Origin of the sequence: Citrobacter sp. Cy070, from assembly GCF_030332245.1 — a bacterium.
GTDB lineage: Bacteria > Pseudomonadota > Gammaproteobacteria > Enterobacterales > Enterobacteriaceae > Citrobacter > Citrobacter youngae.
This window is the reverse complement of sequence record NZ_JAOWIG010000053.1, coordinates 63,661-85,326: the sequence shown is the minus strand read 5'-3', so window position 1 is coordinate 85,326 and position 21,666 is coordinate 63,661. Positions and strand designations below refer to the sequence as shown.

The 21,666-nt window shown below is 49.2% G+C and carries 24 protein-coding genes; 8 read left to right on the top strand and 16 right to left on the bottom strand.

Translation table 11 applies throughout. The annotated features are described in order from the left end of the window. Window positions 1-708 (bottom strand): CTP synthase C-terminal region-related (seleno)protein, encoded by a 708-nt coding sequence (locus OGY19_RS07835; protein WP_115602166.1) that lies wholly within the window; start codon window positions 706-708, stop codon window positions 1-3. 185 nt (window positions 709-893) lie between these two features. On the opposite strand from OGY19_RS07835, the gene OGY19_RS07830 reads away from it, so the two are divergent. Beyond that, window positions 894-1,241, top strand: a complete 348-nt coding sequence (locus OGY19_RS07830; RefSeq protein WP_048211933.1) for a DUF488 domain-containing protein — start codon at window positions 894-896, stop codon at window positions 1,239-1,241. 7 nt (window positions 1,242-1,248) lie between these two features. Here the strand turns inward: OGY19_RS07830 and OGY19_RS07825 are convergent, their stop codons facing one another. Continuing rightward, the gene (locus tag OGY19_RS07825) at window positions 1,249-1,497 is read right to left on the bottom strand and encodes a putative hemolysin (protein ID WP_005120367.1); all 249 of its coding nucleotides are present in this window, start codon (window positions 1,495-1,497) and stop codon (window positions 1,249-1,251) included. A 186-nt stretch (window positions 1,498-1,683) separates the two neighbouring features. On the opposite strand from OGY19_RS07825, the gene OGY19_RS07820 reads away from it, so the two are divergent. From OGY19_RS07820 to yoaJ, 3 genes are read left to right on the top strand one after another with little or no spacing between them, the layout of a single operon-like run. Then, window positions 1,684-2,709, top strand: coding sequence for a sensor domain-containing diguanylate cyclase (locus OGY19_RS07820; RefSeq protein ID WP_115602167.1), 1,026 nt, complete (start codon window positions 1,684-1,686; stop codon window positions 2,707-2,709). Between the two features lie 47 nt (window positions 2,710-2,756). Next, window positions 2,757-2,855, top strand: coding sequence for a YoaK family small membrane protein (locus OGY19_RS07815; RefSeq protein WP_086523648.1), 99 nt, complete (start codon window positions 2,757-2,759; stop codon window positions 2,853-2,855). A gap of 2 nt (window positions 2,856-2,857) precedes the next feature. Beyond that, a complete protein-coding gene (gene yoaJ / locus OGY19_RS07810) occupies window positions 2,858-2,932 on the top strand; it encodes a protein YoaJ (protein ID WP_099530266.1) in 75 nt (24 codons plus the stop codon). Between the two features lie 49 nt (window positions 2,933-2,981). Here the strand turns inward: yoaJ and OGY19_RS07805 are convergent, their stop codons facing one another. Further along, window positions 2,982-3,230: a GlsB/YeaQ/YmgE family stress response membrane protein gene (locus tag OGY19_RS07805; protein ID WP_005120370.1), complete on the bottom strand. Its 249-nt coding sequence runs from the start codon at window positions 3,228-3,230 to the stop codon at window positions 2,982-2,984. A 360-nt stretch (window positions 3,231-3,590) separates the two neighbouring features. On the opposite strand from OGY19_RS07805, the gene fdhF reads away from it, so the two are divergent. Further along, a complete protein-coding gene (fdhF, locus tag OGY19_RS07800; protein ID WP_048212596.1) occupies window positions 3,591-5,738 on the top strand; it encodes a formate dehydrogenase subunit alpha in 2,148 nt (715 codons plus the stop codon). A 52-nt stretch (window positions 5,739-5,790) separates the two neighbouring features. On the opposite strand, the gene OGY19_RS07795 is transcribed toward fdhF, so the two are convergent. From OGY19_RS07795 to leuE, 4 genes are all read right to left on the bottom strand, one after another. Then, window positions 5,791-6,435, bottom strand: a complete 645-nt coding sequence (locus OGY19_RS07795; RefSeq protein ID WP_061068820.1) for a hypothetical protein — start codon at window positions 6,433-6,435, stop codon at window positions 5,791-5,793. Window positions 6,436-6,651: 216 nt separating this feature from the next. Next, the gene (locus OGY19_RS07790) at window positions 6,652-6,834 is read right to left on the bottom strand and encodes a DUF1869 domain-containing protein (RefSeq protein WP_048211936.1); all 183 of its coding nucleotides are present in this window, start codon (window positions 6,832-6,834) and stop codon (window positions 6,652-6,654) included. Window positions 6,835-6,837: 3 nt separating this feature from the next. Further along, the gene (gene yeaR, locus OGY19_RS07785) at window positions 6,838-7,200 is read right to left on the bottom strand and encodes a DUF1971 domain-containing protein YeaR (RefSeq protein ID WP_045441926.1); all 363 of its coding nucleotides are present in this window, start codon (window positions 7,198-7,200) and stop codon (window positions 6,838-6,840) included. Between the two features lie 174 nt (window positions 7,201-7,374). Continuing rightward, window positions 7,375-8,013, bottom strand: a complete 639-nt coding sequence (gene leuE / locus OGY19_RS07780; protein ID WP_048212597.1) for a leucine efflux protein LeuE — start codon at window positions 8,011-8,013, stop codon at window positions 7,375-7,377. 247 nt (window positions 8,014-8,260) lie between these two features. On the opposite strand from leuE, the gene ycaC reads away from it, so the two are divergent. Continuing rightward, window positions 8,261-8,887, top strand: a complete 627-nt coding sequence (ycaC, locus tag OGY19_RS07775; RefSeq protein ID WP_005120379.1) for an isochorismate family cysteine hydrolase YcaC — start codon at window positions 8,261-8,263, stop codon at window positions 8,885-8,887. Between the two features lie 70 nt (window positions 8,888-8,957). Here ycaC and zinT read toward each other — a convergent pair whose 3' ends face one another. The 6 genes from zinT to OGY19_RS07745 all read right to left on the bottom strand — a co-directional run bounded on the left by zinT (window position 8,958) and on the right by OGY19_RS07745 (window position 14,422). Continuing rightward, window positions 8,958-9,602: a metal-binding protein ZinT gene (gene zinT, locus OGY19_RS07770; protein WP_186336741.1), complete on the bottom strand. Its 645-nt coding sequence runs from the start codon at window positions 9,600-9,602 to the stop codon at window positions 8,958-8,960. Between the two features lie 95 nt (window positions 9,603-9,697). Continuing rightward, window positions 9,698-10,288: an ATP-binding cassette domain-containing protein gene (locus tag OGY19_RS07765; RefSeq protein WP_115602169.1), complete on the bottom strand. Its 591-nt coding sequence runs from the start codon at window positions 10,286-10,288 to the stop codon at window positions 9,698-9,700. After that, window positions 10,272-11,066 carry an ATP-binding cassette domain-containing protein gene (locus tag OGY19_RS07760; RefSeq protein ID WP_115602170.1) on the bottom strand — a complete coding sequence of 265 codons (795 nt, stop codon included), beginning with the start codon at window positions 11,064-11,066 and terminating at the stop codon, window positions 10,272-10,274. Before OGY19_RS07760 ends, OGY19_RS07765 begins: the two co-directional genes overlap by 17 nt. Then, window positions 11,060-11,872 (bottom strand): ABC transporter permease, encoded by an 813-nt coding sequence (locus OGY19_RS07755; RefSeq protein ID WP_061067746.1) that lies wholly within the window; start codon window positions 11,870-11,872, stop codon window positions 11,060-11,062. The genes OGY19_RS07760 and OGY19_RS07755 overlap by 7 nt, the downstream gene beginning before the upstream one ends. Then, window positions 11,862-12,836: an ABC transporter permease gene (locus OGY19_RS07750; RefSeq protein WP_061068819.1), complete on the bottom strand. Its 975-nt coding sequence runs from the start codon at window positions 12,834-12,836 to the stop codon at window positions 11,862-11,864. Before OGY19_RS07750 ends, OGY19_RS07755 begins: the two co-directional genes overlap by 11 nt. Next, window positions 12,836-14,422 (bottom strand): ABC transporter substrate-binding protein, encoded by a 1,587-nt coding sequence (locus tag OGY19_RS07745; RefSeq protein ID WP_115602171.1) that lies wholly within the window; start codon window positions 14,420-14,422, stop codon window positions 12,836-12,838. The genes OGY19_RS07750 and OGY19_RS07745 overlap by 1 nt, the downstream gene beginning before the upstream one ends. A 432-nt stretch (window positions 14,423-14,854) precedes the next feature. Here OGY19_RS07745 and OGY19_RS07740 point away from each other — a divergent pair, with 432 nt between their 5' ends. Both OGY19_RS07740 and OGY19_RS07735 read left to right on the top strand, forming a co-directional pair. Then, the gene (locus OGY19_RS07740) at window positions 14,855-16,942 is read left to right on the top strand and encodes a TonB-dependent receptor (protein ID WP_005120392.1); all 2,088 of its coding nucleotides are present in this window, start codon (window positions 14,855-14,857) and stop codon (window positions 16,940-16,942) included. 102 nt (window positions 16,943-17,044) lie between these two features. Beyond that, window positions 17,045-17,287: a helix-hairpin-helix domain-containing protein gene (locus OGY19_RS07735; protein WP_048211943.1), complete on the top strand. Its 243-nt coding sequence runs from the start codon at window positions 17,045-17,047 to the stop codon at window positions 17,285-17,287. Between the two features lie 37 nt (window positions 17,288-17,324). On the opposite strand, the gene OGY19_RS07730 is transcribed toward OGY19_RS07735, so the two are convergent. From OGY19_RS07730 to icd, 3 genes are all read right to left on the bottom strand, one after another. Next, the gene (locus OGY19_RS07730) at window positions 17,325-19,253 is read right to left on the bottom strand and encodes a putative bifunctional diguanylate cyclase/phosphodiesterase (RefSeq protein WP_048211944.1); all 1,929 of its coding nucleotides are present in this window, start codon (window positions 19,251-19,253) and stop codon (window positions 17,325-17,327) included. Window positions 19,254-19,270: 17 nt separating this feature from the next. Beyond that, complete coding sequence (locus OGY19_RS07725; protein WP_115602172.1) at window positions 19,271-19,765, bottom strand: putative pterin-binding protein; 495 nt, start codon at window positions 19,763-19,765, stop codon at window positions 19,271-19,273. Window positions 19,766-20,384: 619 nt separating this feature from the next. Continuing rightward, a complete protein-coding gene (gene icd, locus OGY19_RS07720) occupies window positions 20,385-21,635 on the bottom strand; it encodes an NADP-dependent isocitrate dehydrogenase (RefSeq protein WP_003030769.1) in 1,251 nt (416 codons plus the stop codon). Window positions 21,636-21,666 lie beyond the last annotated feature (31 nt).

The window sequence follows — 21,666 nt, the reverse complement described above, 5'->3', positions numbered from 1 at the left end:
TTATCCTCTGGCCGCGCACAGCAGTGCCTGGACGAGCGGTACAGGCTTTCCTGCCAGTGCCCCTCGTTCATGCTGAAAAAGCGTCCCGACATAAAACGGATGTGTCACCAGTTCAATAGCGCGAACATCACCAGAGTCATCCCAGCCCGTCACTCGCAGATCGCCGCTTTCAAGCTCAGCAGCAAAAGTTTCCGACACGCCATAGTTACAGTGATACCCCTCTGTAATGACATCCCGTCCGTAGGCTCTGGCGATCAGCGTATTCGCGCGCAGTTCAATATCATCCGTCTTTTCGACCAACGAGCAGGTCAGCGGTGCAATCACCATACGGCCTGAGGTCTCTGTTTCCGCATGCGCAGCATCACGCCAGCCCAGCACATTGCGAGCATACTCGAGAATGGCATGCTGAAAACCGCCACAAGTGCCCAAAAATGGAATGCTGTTTTCGCGGGCGTAACGTATTGCCGTCAGCGCGCCTTCCGGGTGCTGGTAAGGACTGCCAGGGACCACCCAGATGGCATCATAGCCGACTAAATCTTCGCCACTACTAATATCAGATGTGGTGAGCCAGTCATAATCAGCCACTAATTCCAGAACGGCAGCAGCATCATCGATGGCAAGGGGAATAGCCTGGTGCGCCACAATATCGGGGCTGTAATCGCCCACCAGCGCAATGCGAAGCGTATCTTTAACAGGGGAAATTTCCATTAACTTTCCTTATGTCCAGACAATGAGGGACAACATAAGGAGCCTCAGCCTACCGATTTTTTGTTGTTACCACAATCCCTTAAATTGAGAGTCTATGTGGCCAAAATGCTATAATGGTCACGTTTTACGATCTTATTTAGCCGTAGTGAAGACGAGTTCAGTAGCTTAACGGAGCGGATTAAGAGATGAATATTCAGTGTAAACGCGTGTATGACCCGGCAGAAAAAAGTGATGGCTATCGTGTTCTGGTCGACAGGCTGTGGCCGCGCGGGGTGAAAAAAACCGATCTTGTTTTCAATGAATGGGATAAAGCGCTGACGCCCTCATCTGATTTACGTAAGGCATTCCACGCAGATATCATCGATTTTGCTCATTTCTCCGAGCAATACCGCGTAGAACTTGCCCAGCAACAGCAGGAAGGCAAGCGACTCGCGGACATTGCCCGGCAACAGCCGTTAACGCTGCTGTATGCAGCGAAGGATACACAGCAAAACCATGCGCTGGTTCTGGCTGAGTGGTTACGTCAATTGTGACAGCGGGTTATTTGCCCGTTGCCGGATGATCTCTGCGCCAAAGCGCCCATTCATCAATAACTTCGCCACCGGGTAGTTTGCAATCCGACCTTACGCCTTGCGGTGTCTGCACCGCAACCAGCACGCCGCCCTTTTGCTCACAATATACGGATGCCGGGTTCGCCATGCCAATTTTCGGTGGTACTGGTGCTTCAGGTGATGTGGAACACCCCGCCAGCACCAAAATGCCGGGCACAACAATAGAGGCAAGTTTCATATTCACTCCTGTTAAAAACGTTACACTGGAAGAGTACCCCGACTCCCCACCTATCTCCATGTTTTACTGACGAGTTTCAATCCCATGTCTACATTTTGCCCCGGATAGCGTGTTTCATCTTTCCCTCCGATGTTCTATTATGCGGGCAATACAGGACTTATCAGCATTCTGGAGTATTTGCCTCTCATGTCAGACATGATCCTTGCCCGAGTCTCACAATCATTAGCCACAGAGCAGTCTGTTGAGAGTCTGGTTCGGCAACTTCTGGAGATGCTGGAGGTAGTGACTGAGATGGAGTCGACCTATCTTACTAAGGTCGATTTAGATGCGCGTCTGCAGCATATTCTGTATGCGCGTAATAGTAAGCAAATGCAGATCCCCGAAGGGCTGTCGGTGCCGTGGGATGAGACACTCTGCAAGCGCGCAATAGACGCAAACTGTCTGTATAGCGATAACGTTCCCGCGCGCTGGCCAGAATGTACCGCCGCACGCGCGCTGGAGATCACAACCTTTCTGAGTACTCCTGTCCACCTGCCCGATGGCACGTTCTATGGCACCCTCTGCGCCACCAGTCGTCAGCAACAACCGCTTAGTGAACGAGGTGAACAGGTACTGCATCTGTTCGCGGGCCTGATAGCGCAGTCTATTCAGAAAGAATCGCTGGTTGCTCAATTACGTGAAGCGAATGCTGCGCTGATCGCCCACTCCTACACTGACGTTCTGACCGGGCTACCTAACCGTCGGGCAATATTTGAAAATATCGAAACCCTCTTCTCGCTGGCACGCCACCTGAGGCACAAAATTATTGTCGCCTATATTGATTTAGATGATTTCAAACTGATCAACGATCGTTTTGGGCACGAAGTCGGTGACCAGTTTTTGATCCAAATTGGCCAGCGTTTACGCCGTGGATGCAGTGAGAATGATATTCTTGGTCGTCTGGGCGGTGACGAATTTTTAGTCGCCAGCCTGTCAGGGGGAATCGAAATGTCGCCGTGTGTTCGTTTGCAAAGCGTGAAAAACCACTTACAGCAGCTAATTTGCGGTGACTATGACCTGGGTGATATCTGTCTGTATTATCCGGGAGCCAGTCTGGGAGTTGTAGAAATTGACTCGCTGGAGACAGACGTCAACTGTGCACTTCATCTTGCAGACAGTGCGATGTATCAGGATAAGAAACGCCAGGATAAAACCGCTTTTGTCGTACATTAAGCCCTGTTATGCTTAATCGTCTTTAAATTATTCTGGCAGATAAGCGTATGCGACTCGGTATTATTTTCCCCGTTATTATTTTCATTTCCGCTGTCGTTTTCCTGTCCTGGTTCTTTATTGGCGGCTACGCCTCACCAGGAGCATAACGATGAAAAAAACAACGCTTATTATGATTGGCGTGGCCATTATTGTCGTGCTGGGAACGGAACTGGGCTGGTGGTAATCTGAGAAAAAGGCCACTTATCAGTGGCCTTTATTGTCAGTATGTTTGCTTAGCTTTTGATTTTTCTGTAGATAAACAACACCACAATCGCACCAATAACGGCTACGACGAAACTGCCAAAGTTGAAACCATCGACTTTACCAAAACCAAAGAAGGTACTGATCCAACCGCCCACTACCGCACCAACCACCCCTAAGATAATGGTCATAAAGAATCCACCGCCATCTTTACCCGGCATAATCCATTTTGCCAAAATCCCCGCAATAAGACCGAAAATCACCCATGAAATAATGCCCATAATATCCCTCGCTTATGTTTTTAAGTTAACGATTCACTCGTTGTATAAAAGCATAGCATAGCGCTGAAAAATTAAAATTTGTGACCAATATCACCTGTTATTTTCATCTTTTTCTGATCTTTCATAAGGTTAAACCATTCGATGGCGGCATTTGCCCTGACGTAGCTCGTCATTAATGTCGAATCGTCAGTCATTCAGGTCTACTTACTCGCCCTCAGCCCCTGCCATTGCTGGGTTTCCACTTCTGGCACACTTTATGCATAAACAGCCTGTCACTATGACAAATCGTAGTCCGCGATGCGTATCGCGTGGCTCCGTTTACAATTCGCGCTATTTCAGCATTTAACAGGTCTGTTATTGATGAAAAAAATCACCAGTGTATGCCCTTACTGTGGGGCCGGGTGCAAGCTCAAGCTTGTTGTTGAAAATAACAAAATCATCCGCGCCGAAGCCGCAGAGGGTGTAACGAACCAAAACCAGTTATGCCTGAAAGGCTACTATGGCTGGGACTTTCTTAACGACACTCGCCTTCTTACTCCCCGTCTGACTCGTCCGATGATCCGTTATGAAAAAGGTGGGAAATTCACTCCCGTTAGCTGGGATGAAGCCATTCGTTACACCGCAAAACGCTTATCCGATATCAAAAATACCTATGGTCCTCGCGCCATCATGACCACCGGATCTTCACGTGGAACAGGGAATGAGACCAACTACGTGATGCAAAAATTCGCGCGTGGTGTTCTCCATACCAATAATGTCGATTGCTGCGCCCGTGTCTGCCATGGCCCTTCCGTTGCCGGGTTACAGGAAACGTTAGGCAATGGCGCCATGAGCAATTCCATCAGCGACATTGAAAACTCAAAATGCCTGCTGATCTTTGGTTACAACTGTGCCGACTCGCACCCGATTGTGGCTCGCCGGGTGATCAAAGCTCGCCAGAACGGGGCAAAAATCATTGTCTGCGATCCCCGCCGCATTGAAACTGCCCGAATTGCAGACCAGCATCTGCAGTTGAAAAACGGTTGTAACATGGCGCTGGTCAACGCATTTGGCCATGTGCTTATCGAAGAGCAACTTTACGATCGCGAATATGTGCAAAAACATGCCGAAGGCCTGGAAACATACTGGGAAACCGTCAAGGATTACGCGCCTGAAGCCGTTGAACATTTAACGGGTGTTCCCGCACAGCAGGTTCGTCAGGCGATGCGTACTTTTGCCGCAGCGCCCTCGGCAACTGTGATGTGGGGAATGGGCGTCACCCAATTTGGTCAGGCCGTTGACGTGGTTCGTGGCTTGTCGAGCCTGGCGTTGCTGACCGGCAACCTGGGACGCCCTAACGTCGGCGTTGGGCCGGTGCGTGGGCAAAATAACGTGCAGGGCGCGTGCGATATGGGGGTGCTGCCTAACCAGTTCCCAGGGTATCAGGACGTGACCGATTTCACCGTCAGGGAGAAATTCGCCAACGCCTGGGGGATTGACGTTAATCAGATGGATGACAAGGTTGGGACGCGCATCACCGAAGTTCCGCATCTGGCTATCGAAGGCAAAATTAAAGCCTACTACATCATGGGGGAAGATCCGTTGCAAACCGAGGCCGATTTAGGTCTGGTCCGCGAAGGGTTTAACGCGCTCGATTTTATTGTCGTGCAGGATATCTTCATGACCAAGACAGCGGAAATGGCCGACGTCCTCCTGCCGGCCACCTCCTGGGGCGAACACGGCGGCGTCTTTACCTGCGCCGACCGCGGATTCCAGCGGTTTGAACAGGCGATTGAACCTACGGGGGATGTCAAACGCGACTGGGAAATCATCAGTCTGCTGGCCACCGCAATGGGCTATCCGATGCAGTATCAAAGTAACCAGCAAATCTGGGATGAGATGCGCGAGCTATGCCCGCTCTTCTACGGCGTGACTTACGAAAAAATGGGTGATATGGGTCATGTACAGTGGCCATGCCCGGAACTCGATCACCCAGGTACGCCGTATCTGTATGCACACAGCCAGTTTGATACCGCCAATGGCAAAGGTAAATTGTTTGCCGCACAGTGGCGTGCTCCTGCAGAAGTACCTGATGAAAAGTACCCAATGGTATTATGCACTGTGCGCGAAGTCGGCCACTATTCGTGCCGCTCGATGACCGGCAACTGCGCAGCATTGCAGGCCCTGGCCGATGAGCCTGGGTATGTGCAAATCAATACCCATGATGCAGAAAAATTAGGTATTCGTCATCGTGACCTGGTATGGGTCAGTTCGCGTCGTGGCAAGGTTATCAGTCGGGCTGATGTCTCTGAACGCATCAACACCGGAACGGTGTATATGACCTATCAATGGTGGATTGGCGCGTGTAATGAGTTGACCCAGGATAATCTGGACCCCATCTCGAAGACCCCGGAAACCAAATATTGTGCCGTCAATATTGAGCACATTAGCGATCAAGGATGGGCAGAGAAGTATGCCGCACAAACGTATAGCGACATGAAATCACGCCTGTGCGAGGCCATTGAGTAAGTCACCGCCCAGGCCGCCTGAGTCTGACTTCCCAGACTCAGGCTTTTTCTCGTTATTTCGCCAGCTGTGGTTCACTAAAGCGAATGGCAGCTGATTCCACCTGCTTATCCCGCTGCATAAAACCGAGGTTCATCAGAAACAATCCCGCCATAAACGGGAGTTCATACAGCTCTTCAATGAGATCGCCGTACTGCGCATTGTGCAAAAAGATAGGGGCCAGCAGACGATGATGCTCTACCGTATCGGAGATCAAAAATGCACAGGTGGTGATCGCTAACAGCCATAGCGGCAGCGGTTCATTGCGTAAGCGACGGGCAATATCCTGGCGTAAGTGTTTTGATATCAGGACAGGCAAAATAATCATCGCAATCAATACCACTGAGATAGCTCTGAACAGGAGTTTAGGGTGCTCCGGAAAATAATCACGGCCCCAACTGGTACTGCGACCCAGCAACACCAACCACCACACAGCCGCCCAAAGCCAAAATTGTTTCTCGCCTTCCGGACGTGATAAAGGCCGGATGTAGCTGAGAGTAAAAAGCGCACCAAACAGCAGCCATAACGCCTGGCCATTCTCAATCCATCTGACGACAGTACCGTTGAGCAAAGGTAGATTCCAGTTCGCAGTGAACGGGATCGCTACGATGACCAGCCCAAGAATGAAAATGGGTAATGTTAGTCGGGTATTCAGTTTCATAAGCGAGGTTCTGTATTGTGACTGTTTCACGATCATAACCCCTGTGAATGATCCAACATTAGCAATCAATGCGGATTTCTTAAGGTATTCTTAAGAAATCTTTTTCCGGATATTTCCAGGTTTAACACGGACAAAAAAACCGCACTGCGCCATCAAAACGCAGTGCGGTTTATAAATCAAAAACGAAAATATTCAATCAGAGGCAGAGGCTAACATCTACCAGCCGCAGACTTCGTGCTCATTCTCGGTATCGTATGAACGAACCGTATTGACCAGGTCTTTAACCACTTCAGCGGCGACATCCGGAATCAACAGCGACATCGGCGTTTCAGTTTCATAATCGACAGACACGCCATTGCTGTTATTGGTGACTGTAACGGTGTAGGTTGCTTTACCCATGATTTACTCCTTGCCGGTACGCACAACTTTTCGTTGATTTGCGCTCTCCATCAACACTTCGGGCGCCACGAAAAAGTCGATATTAAAGTAGGTATCGTCAGTCATTACTTCGATGTTATGCCATTTCTCCGGTGGAAAAACGCCGAACTGACCGGCTTCGATAATCATCACCTCTTCTGGCTCCGGGCTGTGTTCATCTGCAAATCCGAGATATTTGACCGCCCCCTGCATCACAGAAAGTCGAGGATAAACCCCGGCACGGGTACCCTTATCAAGGTGGCGTTCGAAAATTCCGGCAGGTGCAGTTTCTTTATTCCAGAACGGCGTTGAGCGTGTATGAATATGATTCTGTGGAATTTGAAGCATTTTTCTTCCCTTTTCCAGTCGACAACCAGCGAGTCTTATTGAATCGCTGCTGTGAACAGGGTACGCTTCAAAATATATATTTAAAATACCATTTATTGGTTATAACAATCCCATTTTTCAATGAAGGGAACAGCTTAATACTGAAAGCCCGCCGTCAACAGCGGGCCAATAGCGTTACGACTGAAGCGTCGCCAGACGTGCGGCAAAACCGACAAAGATCAAGCCAATGAGGGAATTCCCAACTTTAGCCAGTTTTTTCTTCGTACGAATATACTGTGTCACAAACGCACCGGAGAAAATAAGGAAGCTCAGATAGAAAAAGCTCACTATTTCAAGCGTCATCGCCAAAATAAAGAACGACAACCCTGAGTGAGTCGCGTTGACATCAATAAACTGTACGAAGAACGATACATAAAACAGAATGGCTTTAGGATTCGTCAGACTCAAAATTAATGCACGTTTGAAAATCGCACCAAACGGAACTTCTTCTGGCGCAGCGTCGCTGGCTTTCGATTTCAGTGTGGCATACAGGATCTTCGCACCGAGATACAGCAGATAAAACGCGCCGAGATAACGAACAATATTGAACAATACGGGTGTTGTTTTGATTAGCGCAGCTACGCCAGCATAGGCCAGAAACATCAATACGGCATCACCGATAAACACACCGCTTGCTGCCAAATAACCACCCTTCACTCCACGACCGACGCTGTTCTTCAGCACAAATATCGTATTTGGCCCCGGTACCAGCACGATAAAAATAGCACCCACCAGATACGTCCAGTAATTCAGAACTCCATACTCTGCGAACACGTTAACCTCTTCCTGAAAAAACACATGCACTTGCTGCGAGACAATATGCTAACGAATGCGCCAGGGGATGGAAAGAGAAGCTTTAGAATATAGCATTCTGTTTCAGTCCGATTGCAACATCATTATTCGTTCCAGATTTGCAACGATGAAACCCACTTTTGCGCCTACCCAATGCCCCGTTTAGCCACTAATGTTTATCAGTAGATTCAGCCCGCAAGGCCCCCTCTCATCACATGGAGAAAGAAAAATGACTATTGCTTATAAACGTCTTGATAAAGATCAGGCTGCCGTACTACTAGTCGATCACCAAACGGGTTTACTTTCGCTGGTCCGTGACATCGATCCAGACAAGTTTAAAAACAACGTTCTGGCATTAGGCGATCTGGCGAAATATTTCAAACTCCCGACGATTCTGACCACCAGCTTTGAAACGGGTCCTAACGGTCCATTGGTTCCTGAGCTGAAAGAACTGTTCCCGGATGCCCCTTACATCGCACGTCCTGGCCAGATTAATGCCTGGGATAACGAAGATTTTGTTAACGCGATCAAAGCGACAGGCAAAAAGCAGCTAATTATTGCCGGGGTGGTGACCGAAGTCTGCGTCGCATTCCCTGCGCTTTCTGCCATTGAAGCCGGTTTCGACGTGTTTGTGGTCACTGATGCATCCGGTACGTTTAATCCGCTGACCCGTGATTCCGCATGGAATCGTATGTCGTCTGCCGGCGTACAATTAATGACGTGGTTCGGTCTGGCCTGCGAATTACACCGTGACTGGCGCAACGATATTGAAGGGCTGGGAACGTTGTTCTCCAACCATATTCCTGACTATCGCAACCTGATGACCAGCTACAACACGCTGACATCCGGGAAATAATGTTCCTGTCAGTGTAATACACAAAAACCCGCCAACATCGGCGGGTTTTTGTGAACAGTTTCAGTCGGGATTAATGGTGCAGCATTTCATCCACCACCTCTTCTCCCTTGAGCTGATAAGGGTAATAGGTTGGCCAGTTATCCATCTCTTCAAGCAAGGCAGCCTGCGAGGTATTACCCATAAAGATATGGAAGTGGCTCGATTTACGTGGCGCAATAATGTGATCGCTGAATTGCACGTATTTCGGCGCGTCGCTGCCAGCGTCTTTACACTCGAACAAATAACGCACACCTTTCTTGCCTGACGTATAGTTCAAAATTTTATATCCGGCATAATCATACTTACACGATGCCACCTTTTTACCGGTATGAAACTCCATTACGCCGTTTTCAATACCAATAGTGTCAACATCGGTCGCGTAGCCCTTACGGTAATAGGCTTTAACCTGCTCTGCCGTTTTGCTCTTGTCTTTCTCCGCTTTCTTTTTGAATACCGGATCCAGTTCGCCACTCACCAGATACGGATAGACAGACTGCCACATGCCATCCCAGTCGGCTAGCGTACGGTTCTGCACATTTTTTTCATCAAAAACGCCTTCTGCCGCCTTTTGTTCTATTTCGGTCATTGGTGCACCATGGGAATGGTGACCATGCGCCAGTACCTGGCTACTAACAAAAAGCATCCCCAGAACGACTGCCAATTTTTCCAAATGCATAGCCAAAATTTCACCCTCAAATCATTTGCGAGTGGAATGTTATAATATAACATATCAATTAAATCAATAGGCCAGCTGCAAGCCCTTGTCTCATTTCACGCTACAATGAGCTTGCTGGAACAAAGCTGATCAAGCAGGGCCTGCTGATGGCTGATAATCAGCATAGCCAATGGCCGACGCTGACATTCTTCAAGCAGCAGCGCCCAGATATCCCTTTGAATGGAAGGATCGAGCTGGGCGGTAATTTCATCGGCAATCAGAAAACGCGTACGCGGGTCGAGCGCCCGCAGTACGGCAATTCGCGCCAGCTCACCGCCCGAAAGTTGTCCGGGACGACGCGTTAGCCACTCCGGCTTAATATGCAGTCGGGCAAGCGTTTCTGCATCTGGCCGCCATGCATCATGAACCGCATCACCGGTACTCCGTCTGGGGTTAAAGGTTAATTCCGGATGCTGCGGTACAAGCTGCACCGGGCAATATTGATGGCGCGGCAACGGTTGGTCATCAACCAGAACGTCGCCGGACGTCGGCTTTTGCCACCCCGCAAGCACACGTCCCAGCGTTGTTTTTCCGGTTCCACTGGGTGCGCAAATCCCAATGCGCTCCCCTGGTGACAACGAGAACGAGAGATTTTGCCACAGTATTTTACCTCCCTGACGAATGAACACATCACGACAGCACAGCATACCGCTCTCCAAAAAGTTGATTTCTTTCGGGCAGCGCTCGCCATTGCCGTTTTAGATGTTCACTAATTTCACCGCGTAAAAGCTGTTCCCGGCTAACATTATCCGACACCGTTCCTTGATGCAGCGCGACAATGCGATCTGCGTGACGTGCAGCCAGAGTGAGATCATGTGTCACCCATAAAACGCCCGCGCCCCGCTCACACAGGCCGCGTAGCTGTTCCAGCAGTTGATTTGCCAGAGGCGCATCAAGCCAGGCGGTAATCTCATCAGCAAGAATATAACGAGCCTGGCTGAGTGCGGCATGACACGCCAGAATGCGTTTGGCCATTCCTCCCGAAAGCTGACGCGGGAAAGCCTCTAACACGGTGGTTTCCAGATGATGACGTTCGAGCAAGTGTTCAATTTGCCCTGCATTCCACGCCTGACCGGAAAGCTGGCTGGCTCTTCGTAAATGCTTTTCAATAGACAGCAGCGGATTCAGCGCCTGCACACCTTGCGGAACATAACTAAACGTACTGCCACGGCATGCCCTGATGTCATTGTTATCCAGCATTTTCCCATTAAGGGTGATATTGCCATGAAAGCGCAAATTTTCCGGCAACAGATCGAGTAAGCATTGCAGCAGCAGGCTCTTACCCTCACCACTGCCCCCCACTAACGCCACCATCTGGCCCGACGCAACATCAAAAGAGACATCCTGCAGCAACGAGGACCATTTTTTTGCGCCGTACCAGCGATAACGCGCCACTTCCAGCGAAATCTGTCGCAAACTCAACATGCATCACCTCTCAACCATAAACGATGTACCGCCCGGGCAAGTTGATCAAATAGCATCACAAGGAGAAATAGCATCAGCCCTGGAAACAGCACCAGCCACCAGTCGCCATGACTGATAAACCGCAGCGCATCTGCCAGCAACAGTCCCAGCGAAGGTTCGTGGGGTGCCAGCCCGAAGCCAAGGAAACTTAACGCTGCACTGTGCAATACCGCATGAGGGAACATCAGCAACGTTCCCGTTAACCACTGGGGCAATAGCGCAGGTAAATAGTGATGCCGCCAGCAGTAAAAGTGGCCATGCCCCAGTCGCCAGGTGAGTGTCAGGTAATCACTGTGGGCAACGCGTTCCGCTTCAGCACGTAAAATCAATGCCAGCCGCGGCCAGTGTGTGAGCGCAACCGCCATAATCACCCCGCTTTTCCCGCCGCCCAAGGTAAAACAGATCAAAATCAGCAGCAGAAGGTGCGGCATGGACAACATCGCATCGGTGATCAGACGCATGACGACATCCAGGCGTGGGTGCAGACGGGAAATCGCCGCCATCAGTAACGCAATGAATCCGCTGCACAGCGCCGCGCCAATACCGATTTGCAGGCTGGTTAGCGCCCCCTGAAAGCAACGAACCCACAGGTCGCGCCCCAGATTGTCGGTACCAAACCAGTACAGCGCATCAGGCGGAAGATGACGCACAAGAAGATTCACGTTCAACGGATTATCCAGCATAGCTGCGCCATATACTGCAATAAATAACAGGCCGCTCACGGATAGCAGAAGACGAACAAGCGTCGGCGTCGGGTTATAGAGCATCAGGTCGCTCCAGCGCGCGATTCAGAACATGGACAAACCAGGCAGAGAGAGAGTTACCAATAAACACCAGCACGGTACTGAACAAGACAATCCCCATCAGTAACGGCAGGTCACCGCGTAATCCGGCATCGATGGTAGCCTGCCCCAGCCCCGGATAGGCAAAAACTTTCTCAGCCAGCAACGCACCGCCCAACAGTTCGCCCAACGAGGCAAACTGTAGACATAGCGCTGGCGTGATGGCGTGTCGCAGAACCTGGTGACGCAACAGCGACCACCCCTTGTCACCCTGCGAACGCGCAAAACGAACAAATTCGCTTTTCATCACGCTGGCGATACTTTCCCGCGTGTGCAACGTAATTTGCCCCAGCCCCAGCAGGCTAAGTGCGCAAACAGGGAGAACCAAATGGCGCAGACGTTCAGTCAGCGTTGCCATATCGCTGTTATTTCCCGGTTCCCACGCACAACAGACCGGGAACAGCGGCCAGCGTACCGCAAATACTGCCAACAGCAGCATGCCAATCCAAAAGGTCGGTAAGGAAGAAAGCAGATAGCTAAGTCGGCAGATGGCTTTATCCGGCCAACGGTTCAGGTAGCGGCCGGCAACAAACCCCATTGTCGTTCCCAATAAACCGGAAACCAGCCACGCACCGCTCAGCAGCGCAAACGAGGTCGCAAACCGCTCCTTAATCACGCTGGCAACAGGGGCATTAAACAACATCGAGTAACCAAGGTCGCCCTGTAGCACGCGTAAGAACCAGTGGAAAAAACGCTCCCACAGGGGTTGATCCAGGCCCCAACGAGCAGCAATACGTGCATATTGCTCCGGCGGAACATGCAGCAAATCGTTGCCAATATAGGCCCGGATTGGATCGACCGGCGAAAAGCTGAGCAAGATGAAAGTGCCAGCCGCGACCAGCACTAACAACACTATCAGCCGTAATACATGGCCTAAAACAGACTTCATCAACGGCAGGTCCAGGTCCATTCGTCCAGATTATTGAGCAGTGACCAGCTACCGTGAATTTCCGGTGCACCTTTGCCCAGATCGATGCACGGATTCGCCAGATAGGTGTGCTGAATATTCAGCAGCCATGCCCATGCGGCATCCCCTTGTACGCCTGCGCCTTGTTTACCATCCCACTCAACCTGTTGCCAGAAAGGCAACGCTTTTTGCCAGTCTGGTGCATCAATGGCCTGCTTGAGATGTTGCTCGACCACCGGATTGCTGTAGTAGCCCGGGTTGTAATACTCCACACCCGCCGCCTGCCCGCTGTAGTGATGGAAAAGCTCCATCGGGTCCAGGCTTCCCCAGCCAAACAGCGTAGGATTAGCATGCATATGACGTTCAACGGTTTCCCAGCTACCCGACTGCAGCGAAATCTGAATACCCACTGGCTCCAGCATCGCACGTACGGCCTCGGCTAAATCCCGGCGCGTACTGTCGCCGCTGGCGTACCACAACGTCAGACGCGCCTCTTCACCGTCTTTCACCCGTACGCCGTCTTTGCCCACTTTCCAGCCGGCCTGATCCAGAATCGTCCGGGCTTTTTCAGCGTCGCCATCTTTGAATGACACCGAAGTCCCCTGCCATGGCAACCCCTGAACCGCGCTATACGCGGGGATCGCATGCCCCTCCATAACCTGCCCGGCAAGCTGCTTACGGTCAATGGCGTAATTGATCGCACGCCTGATAGCAATATCGGCTGTAATATCGTTCCCAACCGGATAACCATTAGCATCTTTCTTCCCAGCCGGAACCATTGGGAAAACAATACCGCGGTTTTCTACACTGTCGCGAACCCACAGTTTTAAATTCTGCTGTGCGGGCGCCACCGCCATCGACGGCGCAATACGTACCAGTCCCAGTTGGCCACTACGCGCTGCGGCGTATGCGTTATCCTCATCGAGGAATACAAACACAAGCCGGTTGAAATCATTCTTCTTACCGGCATACCACGGGTTTGCTTCCACGATCAGTTGCTGCCCTGGTTGAAAGCTCACCAGGCGGTAAGGACCTGCGCCAATCGGATTTTTGGCAAATGTTTTTTCGTCATACTGTTTTGCCGGAACAATACCTAACGAACCGAGCACGTTCACAAAAGTGCTCTGCGGATGGCTAAGCGTAATTTCTGCCGTGCGGTTGTCTATCACGCGGGCATGGGTGAAATTCCCCATGTCAATTTTCCCACCACTTTTTGCGGCTTTGTTATAGGTGAAGACCACATCTTCAGCCGTTAGCGGCGAACCATCAGAGAATTTGAGATCGGGCTTAAGCGTCAGCGTCCAGGTTTTGCCGTCGGCACTGGTCACCACTTTTTCCGTCAGCAGGTTTCCCCAGCTCATATCCGCATTTTGCTTTAACACAGGTGCATGCAACAACAGATAGCTGCCATGACTCCAGCCCAACATTGGGTCAAATCCCTCCGTCGGCTCGGGCCCAATGGCCAGTTTTAACGTCTGGCCTTCGTCTGCATTTTGCGCAGCGAGGAGTGGTGAGGTTAATGCGAGAGTCAGTGCGCACGTCAGCAGTGCCAGCTTGCCTTTAATCATTCTCTTATCCAGATTTACGTTATTTTTATCGCGTTTAACGAACAATTTACGTTAGACGGTCTCCTGGGGAAGGGATTATGGCGGACAGCAATGTCGAAAAAAATGATGCAGCGCAGAAAAGTATGACGATTTTTAAAAAACATCATACGACTTTCTAATACCCGGTACTTTCACCTCTCACTTCGCTGAAGTGCCTAAGCAAAATCACCGTATTTACTCGCCTTTATATTAAATAAGAAGCAATAGTTGCAGGAAAAACTATTCACCAGCTTCGGTTTTTACCTACCTCAAATTCATGACAATTTATGTATATTTATTAAAGAAAGACACAATAAGTGACAAGTTATGTAAATATATAATGATAATTATTTGTATTATCATTTTCATCAATTATCTTACTGCCTTTGAATTTTTAACAAAGGAAGTTTGACTATGCGTTTAAAACCTGTTGCCTCTGTCGTTCTGTCCTGTATAGGGTTTACCAGCCCCTTTGTCTTCGCTGAAGACGTGATGGTAGTAACCGCTTCTGGTTACGAAAAAAAGATCACCAATGCGGCTGCCAGCGTTTCCGTTATTTCACAGCAAGAGTTACAAACCAATAAATATAACGATTTAGGTGAAGCTCTGCGTTCTGTGGAAGGTGTGGATGTCGAAAGTAGCACGGGTAAAACCGGCGGTCTGGAAATTAGCATCCGTGGTATGCCCGCCAGCTATACCCTGCTCTTGATTGACGGTATCCGTCAAAATGGTAGCAGCGACGTGACACCGAACGGCTTTTCAGCCATGAACACCAGCTTTATGCCTCCACTGGCGGCAATCGACCATATTGAAGTGATCCGCGGTCCGATGTCGACGTTATACGGTTCCGATGCCATTGGCGGCGTCGTCAATATCATCACCAAAAAGAGCACCGATAAATGGAGCACGTCCATTAATACCGGCGTTAACCTGCAAGAAAGTAATAAATGGGGTAACAGCACTGTCGCCAACTTCTGGTCAAGCGGCCCATTGATCGCCGGTGTACTGGATATGCAAGTTCGCGGCAGCACCACGCAGCGTCAAGGCTCCAGTGTCACTTCGCTGAGCGATACCTCTTCCACCCGCGTGCCGTATCCTACGGAATCTGAGAATTACAATATCGGCACTCGCCTGGACTGGAAAACCAGTGACAGCAATACGTTGTGGCTGGATCTCGATTCCGCCAGACAACGCTACGATAACGATGATGGACAGCTTGGCAATCTGACCGGCGGATATGATAAGACGCTGCGTTATGAGCGTAACAAAGTGACGCTCGGCCACGATACCGCATTAACATTTGGTACCTGGAAATCCTCTGTAGGCTGGAATGAAACCGAGAACAAAGGCCGCCAGTTGGTCTCCTCGGCACTGACACCAGAGAACGCGAGCCGGGCCGGCGACGCACGTGAACTGAAGAACACCAACGTTATTTTGGATTCCATGCTGCTGACGCCGTTAGGTGACTCGCACCTGTTGACTCTCGGGGGAGAATACTGGGATGCCCGCATGAAGGATGGTGTCGTGCTGGCCAATACCGGCGAGACATTCCACCAGAAAACATGGTCGGCCTATGCTGAAGATGAATGGCATATCCTCGATTCTCTGGCCTTAACCGTGGGGACTCGCTATGAACATAATGACGTCTTTGGTGGGCACCTCAGCCCACGTGCCTATATGGTCTGGGACGTATCCGATGAGTGGACCCTCAAAGGCGGCGTCACAACGGGTTATAAAGCGCCATCACTCAGCCAACTTCATAATGGCATCAGTGGCGTAACGGCACAGGGGACGGTCAATACCGTCGGGAACCCGAACCTTAAACCTGAAGAAAGTACCAGTTACGAAACCGGGCTTTACTATGAGAATGACGCTGGGCTGAACGCCAACGTCACGGGTTTCTATACTGAATACAAAAATAAAATCGTTTCGTATTCTATCGATGATAATACCAACAGCTACACCAACAGCGGTAAAGCAAGAACCGATGGTATCGAGTTTGCCAGTACATTCCCGCTATGGTCGGACTCGCTGAGTTTATCTCTCAACTACACCTATACCCAGAGCAAGCAAAAAGATGGCGAGAATAAAGGCGCGCCACTGAGTTATACCCCGAAACACATGGCGAACGCCCGTCTGAACTGGCAGGCAACGGAAGATATGAACGCCTGGCTGAGCGCTCGCTACCGCGGTAAGGCTCCACGCTATACGGAGAATTACGACAACCTCAGCGCCGTCCAAAAGGCGGTGTATGACGACAAAGGTGCAAATTTAAAAGCCTGGACCGTTCTGGACATGGGGATGTCTTATAAACTGACCAAAGAACTGACGCTGAATACGGCGGTGAACAACGTGCTGGATAAAGACTTTAGTGACGTCACGCTGTATCAGGTTGGCCGCAATAGTACTTATGCAGGCGACTACTATCAGACTGCACAATCCACGACCGGATACGTCAACCCGGGCCGTAACTACTGGGTATCCTTAAACTACCAGTTCTAGTTTTGCTTACCTCTGTTGGCCAGGCTATAACTGATAGCCTGGCCGCTATCAGCATGTATTCGTAAGCGGATTGTCAGTATTGCGCATACGTAAGGAGAGACAATGCCCTTTTCAACCACTGAGCGTCAGGCACTTCTGTCATTAAAAGGCGTTGGCCCCAAAGTCATCGAGCGGCTTGAGCAACTTGGTTTCCACTCGCTTGCCGATCTTAAAAACTCTACTGTCGACGATATTACCCAGCAAGCGGCGTCAATGGTCGGCTCGACATGCTGGAAAAACAGTCCGCAAGCGAAAGCGGCAATTGCCAACGTCTTAGCGCTGGCAAGTACGTTGTCGTTACGCTGATTTAGCATATCGCCAGGGCACGAGGAACGGGCGTTATTTAACCGTTTCTGATTTTCCCATTGATACCCGGCTGCGGTTTACCAAACAGATACCCTTGCGCGAAATCGCAGCCCAAAGCCTGAAGGCTCGCCAGCTGTTCCTCTGTTTCGACACCTTCTGCAACAGCTTTCATATTCAGCGATTTCGCCATACCAGTAATAAGCCTGATGATATTAAGGGCGTCTTCCTGCGTAGATATCGAATGCACAAAGGACTTGTCTATTTTGATTTTATCGAAAGCAAGCCGACTCAGTCGCGAAAGAGAAGAGTATCCGGTACCAAAATCATCGATGGAGATTTTTACCCCCAGAGCTCTGAGCTTGTTAAGCGTATTCATCGGCGTATTGCTCTCCGTAAAGAGAGAGGATTCCGTCACTTCCAGCTCGAGACGGTCTGCCGGAAGTCCGGTTTCTTTCAGAATGGACAGCACGATTCCGGCAAAGGCCTTGCTGCTTAGCTGGACAGGTGAAACATTGACTGAAATTTTAACCGGTACGGTCCAGGACGCTGCTTCCCTGCATGCAATTTCAAGCACAGATTTTCCCATCTCGTTAATCATTCCTGTTTTTTCTGCAACAGGAATAAAACTATCCGGCGACAGAAGCCCTTTTAGAGGATGTATCCAACGAATAAGGGCTTCATAGCTGTAAATTTCCTGGCTGAAAGAATCGACAATAGGCTGATAATAAACCACGAATTCTTTATTCACTATGGCCATTGCCATATCATGCTCAAGAGTTCTGCTTTCTTGCAGCTTTTCTAACATCCGCTGTCGGAAGACTTTTATTTTACCCGAGCCTTCATTTTTCGCTTCATAAAGCGCCAGATCGGCAAATTTATAAAGATAGTCGGAACGGCGTTCAGTTTCAGAGATAACAATACCAACACAAGTGGTTATATTTATAATTGCGTTATAAATAGTGTAGGGTTGGTTGATAAAATCACATATTTTTTGGGCTCGGGAAACAGCATGACTCTCTGTCAGACCGCTCGAAAGAAAAGCAAACTCATCGCCGCCTAAACGATATAGCGTGTCGGAACCCTGGCTCATAGAAATCAAACGATGGGATATCTGACGTAATAACATATCACCGGCATCATGGCCATACGTATCATTTACCTCTTTGAATCGATCTAAATCGAACAACATCACCGTCACAGAGTCATTGTTTTTTTCTGCCATCTCGATGGTTTTATTTAAATCCCCCCAGAACAACTGGCGATTGTTCATCTCGGTGAGAGAGTCGTGATAGACGTCATACTCCAGTTTTGCATTCTGGATCTGCAGTTTTTCTTTAGATTCCTGAAGTTCCTCAGCAAGGCACTTAACCTGGAGATGTGCTCTCAAAATGTTTCTGTTCTGAAAAAAAATCAGAACCCCCAGTATCGCACTCAATATTATAAGCAATACTGAAATAGCTGAATAAATATAATACAGGGTTTGAATATTAATATTTGTATTATTAATCGAGCTAACATCTTTATCTAACGCACCGGATGAAAGACGGGCTAGCGGTGCATCAAGCGCATGCATTTCTTTCAGGTATGCCTTGAGTTCTGAACGATTCATTTTCTCAAGATGAACATCCAGATAATTAAGCATTTTTTCAAGCTGTATAGCCAGTTCATAATGCGCTTGATTGCTCTCTATATAATGCCCTAAATCACCTTCCTTTATTAAATCGCTCTGGCTGAGCATAATATCGAGACGCAGGCGCACAGCATCGAGCGTCATCGTATCATCACTAATGTAGAGACCAAGCCACGATTCAAATCGGTAATATTCTGATACCATTTGAACAGCAGACCATGAGTCGGTGTAGTGAGTCAGTTTCTGTAGTTCTTGTTGTCTTTCGTGCACAAGAAAAGATATATATCCGGTAGATATAAAAAGGAAGAATATAATGCCAGCCAGTATTCTGTTCATGATGGTCCTCTGAACCCCTACTCAATTTTCATTGAGCTGACCTGCCATGCTGACCTTGAATAAAAAATCTGATTATTCAGTTCAGGAATGCTGTCATAGGGATACACGATGAATAGTGGGCCTTTATCACGGATGCGCATATATTCTCCGTTGATTTTTAGAGCAAGAATAACATTATATTTTTTGAAATCACTGAGTGGGATAACGGTGGTGTAGTCATTGAGCGCAGTGACTTTAACAACAGAACCTTTTGCCCCGACATAATCCATGAGCTTTTGCAGTGAGATACCCGTAAAGGTAGTGCGTCCATTATACCAGGGTGAGGAGGTCTGGAAACTTACCGTGCCCAGATTCTCGAGACTGGCGATATCAAAAATGGCTTTCCCGTCTTCATTGGTATTTTCTATATTACCGGACACTGTTAAAAGGACTTTACCGACAGGTTTGGAAAGTTCACCGGCCCAGGCCTGGGTAGTGACGACAAAGCTTAACAACATGACAATTAACCGCATTCTAACCTCACCAATCTATCGAATGTAAGAGAATTATAATTTAGTTATTATGCTATTTACACATGCTGCCCAGCGATTATTGATACTGTAAGCATCCCCATCTTTTAGCCCATTAAAATCAAAGAGTTAATCTAAATTTATTTTTTGACATTGCTTAAAAAAGGCCATTGCTGTTATTTGCGACACAGTAAATTTCGCTACCACCGTACAAAAAATAAGCTGCCTGTTTAAGTGGTAAAAATAAACACACATAAATATAAAGGTCTATTTTTTCAGGCAACAGCAGGATATTGTTTTTCCGGCAGAGGGTTTCACGCCTCTCATCGAATGAGTGCTGTGCAATGAATCACCAGAACCTGGTTTTGCAGCTCATCTATAAAAAATATGATTGCTTGTCGGGTCGAGATATCCTGGCAAGAACCGCGTCATTGAGCTTACAGACCAGACGTAAATATCAATTTGTGTTCGCCAACACTAATCACAAATACCATGAGGGTAAAAAATACAAATCTGGCGTAGAGCCCCGGCAGGTTTAAAGCGGTTTTAATCGCCACCGAATTCCATTGAAAAAAAAACGGGAACCACCCGGTTCCCGTTCTCACACAACCCAGAATCTGGATTACATGTTTTCGATGATCGCGTCACCAAACTCTGAACATTTCAGCAGCTTAGCGCCGTCCATCAGACGTTCGAAATCGTAAGTGACGGTTTTCGCGTTAATCGCGCCTTCCATACCTTTAACAATCAGGTCAGCCGCTTCAACCCAACCCATGTGGCGCAGCATCATTTCTGCAGACAGGATGATGGAACCTGGGTTCACTTTATCCTGGCCTGCGTACTTCGGTGCAGTACCGTGGGTTGCTTCAAACAGCGCACATTCGTCACCAATGTTGGCACCCGGTGCGATACCAATACCACCAACCTGTGCTGCCAGCGCATCGGAGATGTAGTCACCGTTCAGGTTCATACACGCGATAACATCGTACTCAGCGGGACGCAGCAGGATCTGTTGCAGGAACGCATCGGCGATAACGTCCTTAACCACGATCTCTTTACCAGTTTTCGGGTTCTTGATTTTAACCCACGGACCGCCATCAATCAGTTCACCACCGAACTCTTCACGCGCCAACTGGTAACCCCAGTCTTTGAACGCGCCTTCGGTGAATTTCATAATGTTACCTTTATGAACCAGGGTAACAGAATCACGATCGTTAGCGATGGCGTACTCAATCGCTGCACGAACCAGACGCTTGGTCCCTTCTTCGGAACACGGCTTGATACCGATACCGCAATGTTCCGGGAAGCGGATTTTCTTCACGCCCATCTCTTCGCGCAGGAATTTAATCACTTTCTCAGCATCAGCGGAGTCAGCTTTCCACTCAATCCCCGCATAGATATCTTCTGAGTTTTCACGGAAGATGACCATGTCGGTCAGTTCTGGGTGTTTAACCGGGCTAGGTGTACCCTGGTAATAACGCACCGGACGCAGGCAGACATACAGGTCAAGTTCCTGACGCAGGGCAACGTTCAGAGAGCGAATACCGCCGCCAACTGGAGTGGTCAGTGGGCCTTTGATGGCAACACGATATTCACGAATAAGATCAAGGGTTTCAGCAGGCAGCCAGACGTCCTGGCCATAAACCTGAGTGGATTTCTCACCGGTGTAGATTTCCATCCAGGAGATTTTACGCTCGCCTTTATAGGCTTTCTCGACAGCAGCATCGACAACTTTGATCATCGGTGGGGTTACATCAACGCCGATACCGTCGCCTTCAATGAACGGGATAATCGGATTTTCAGGAACGTTGAGTTTGCCGTTTTGCAGGGTGATCTTCTTACCTTCCGCCGGAACAACTACTTTGCTTTCCATTCACCTCTCCTTCGAGCGCTTCTGGTTCTGC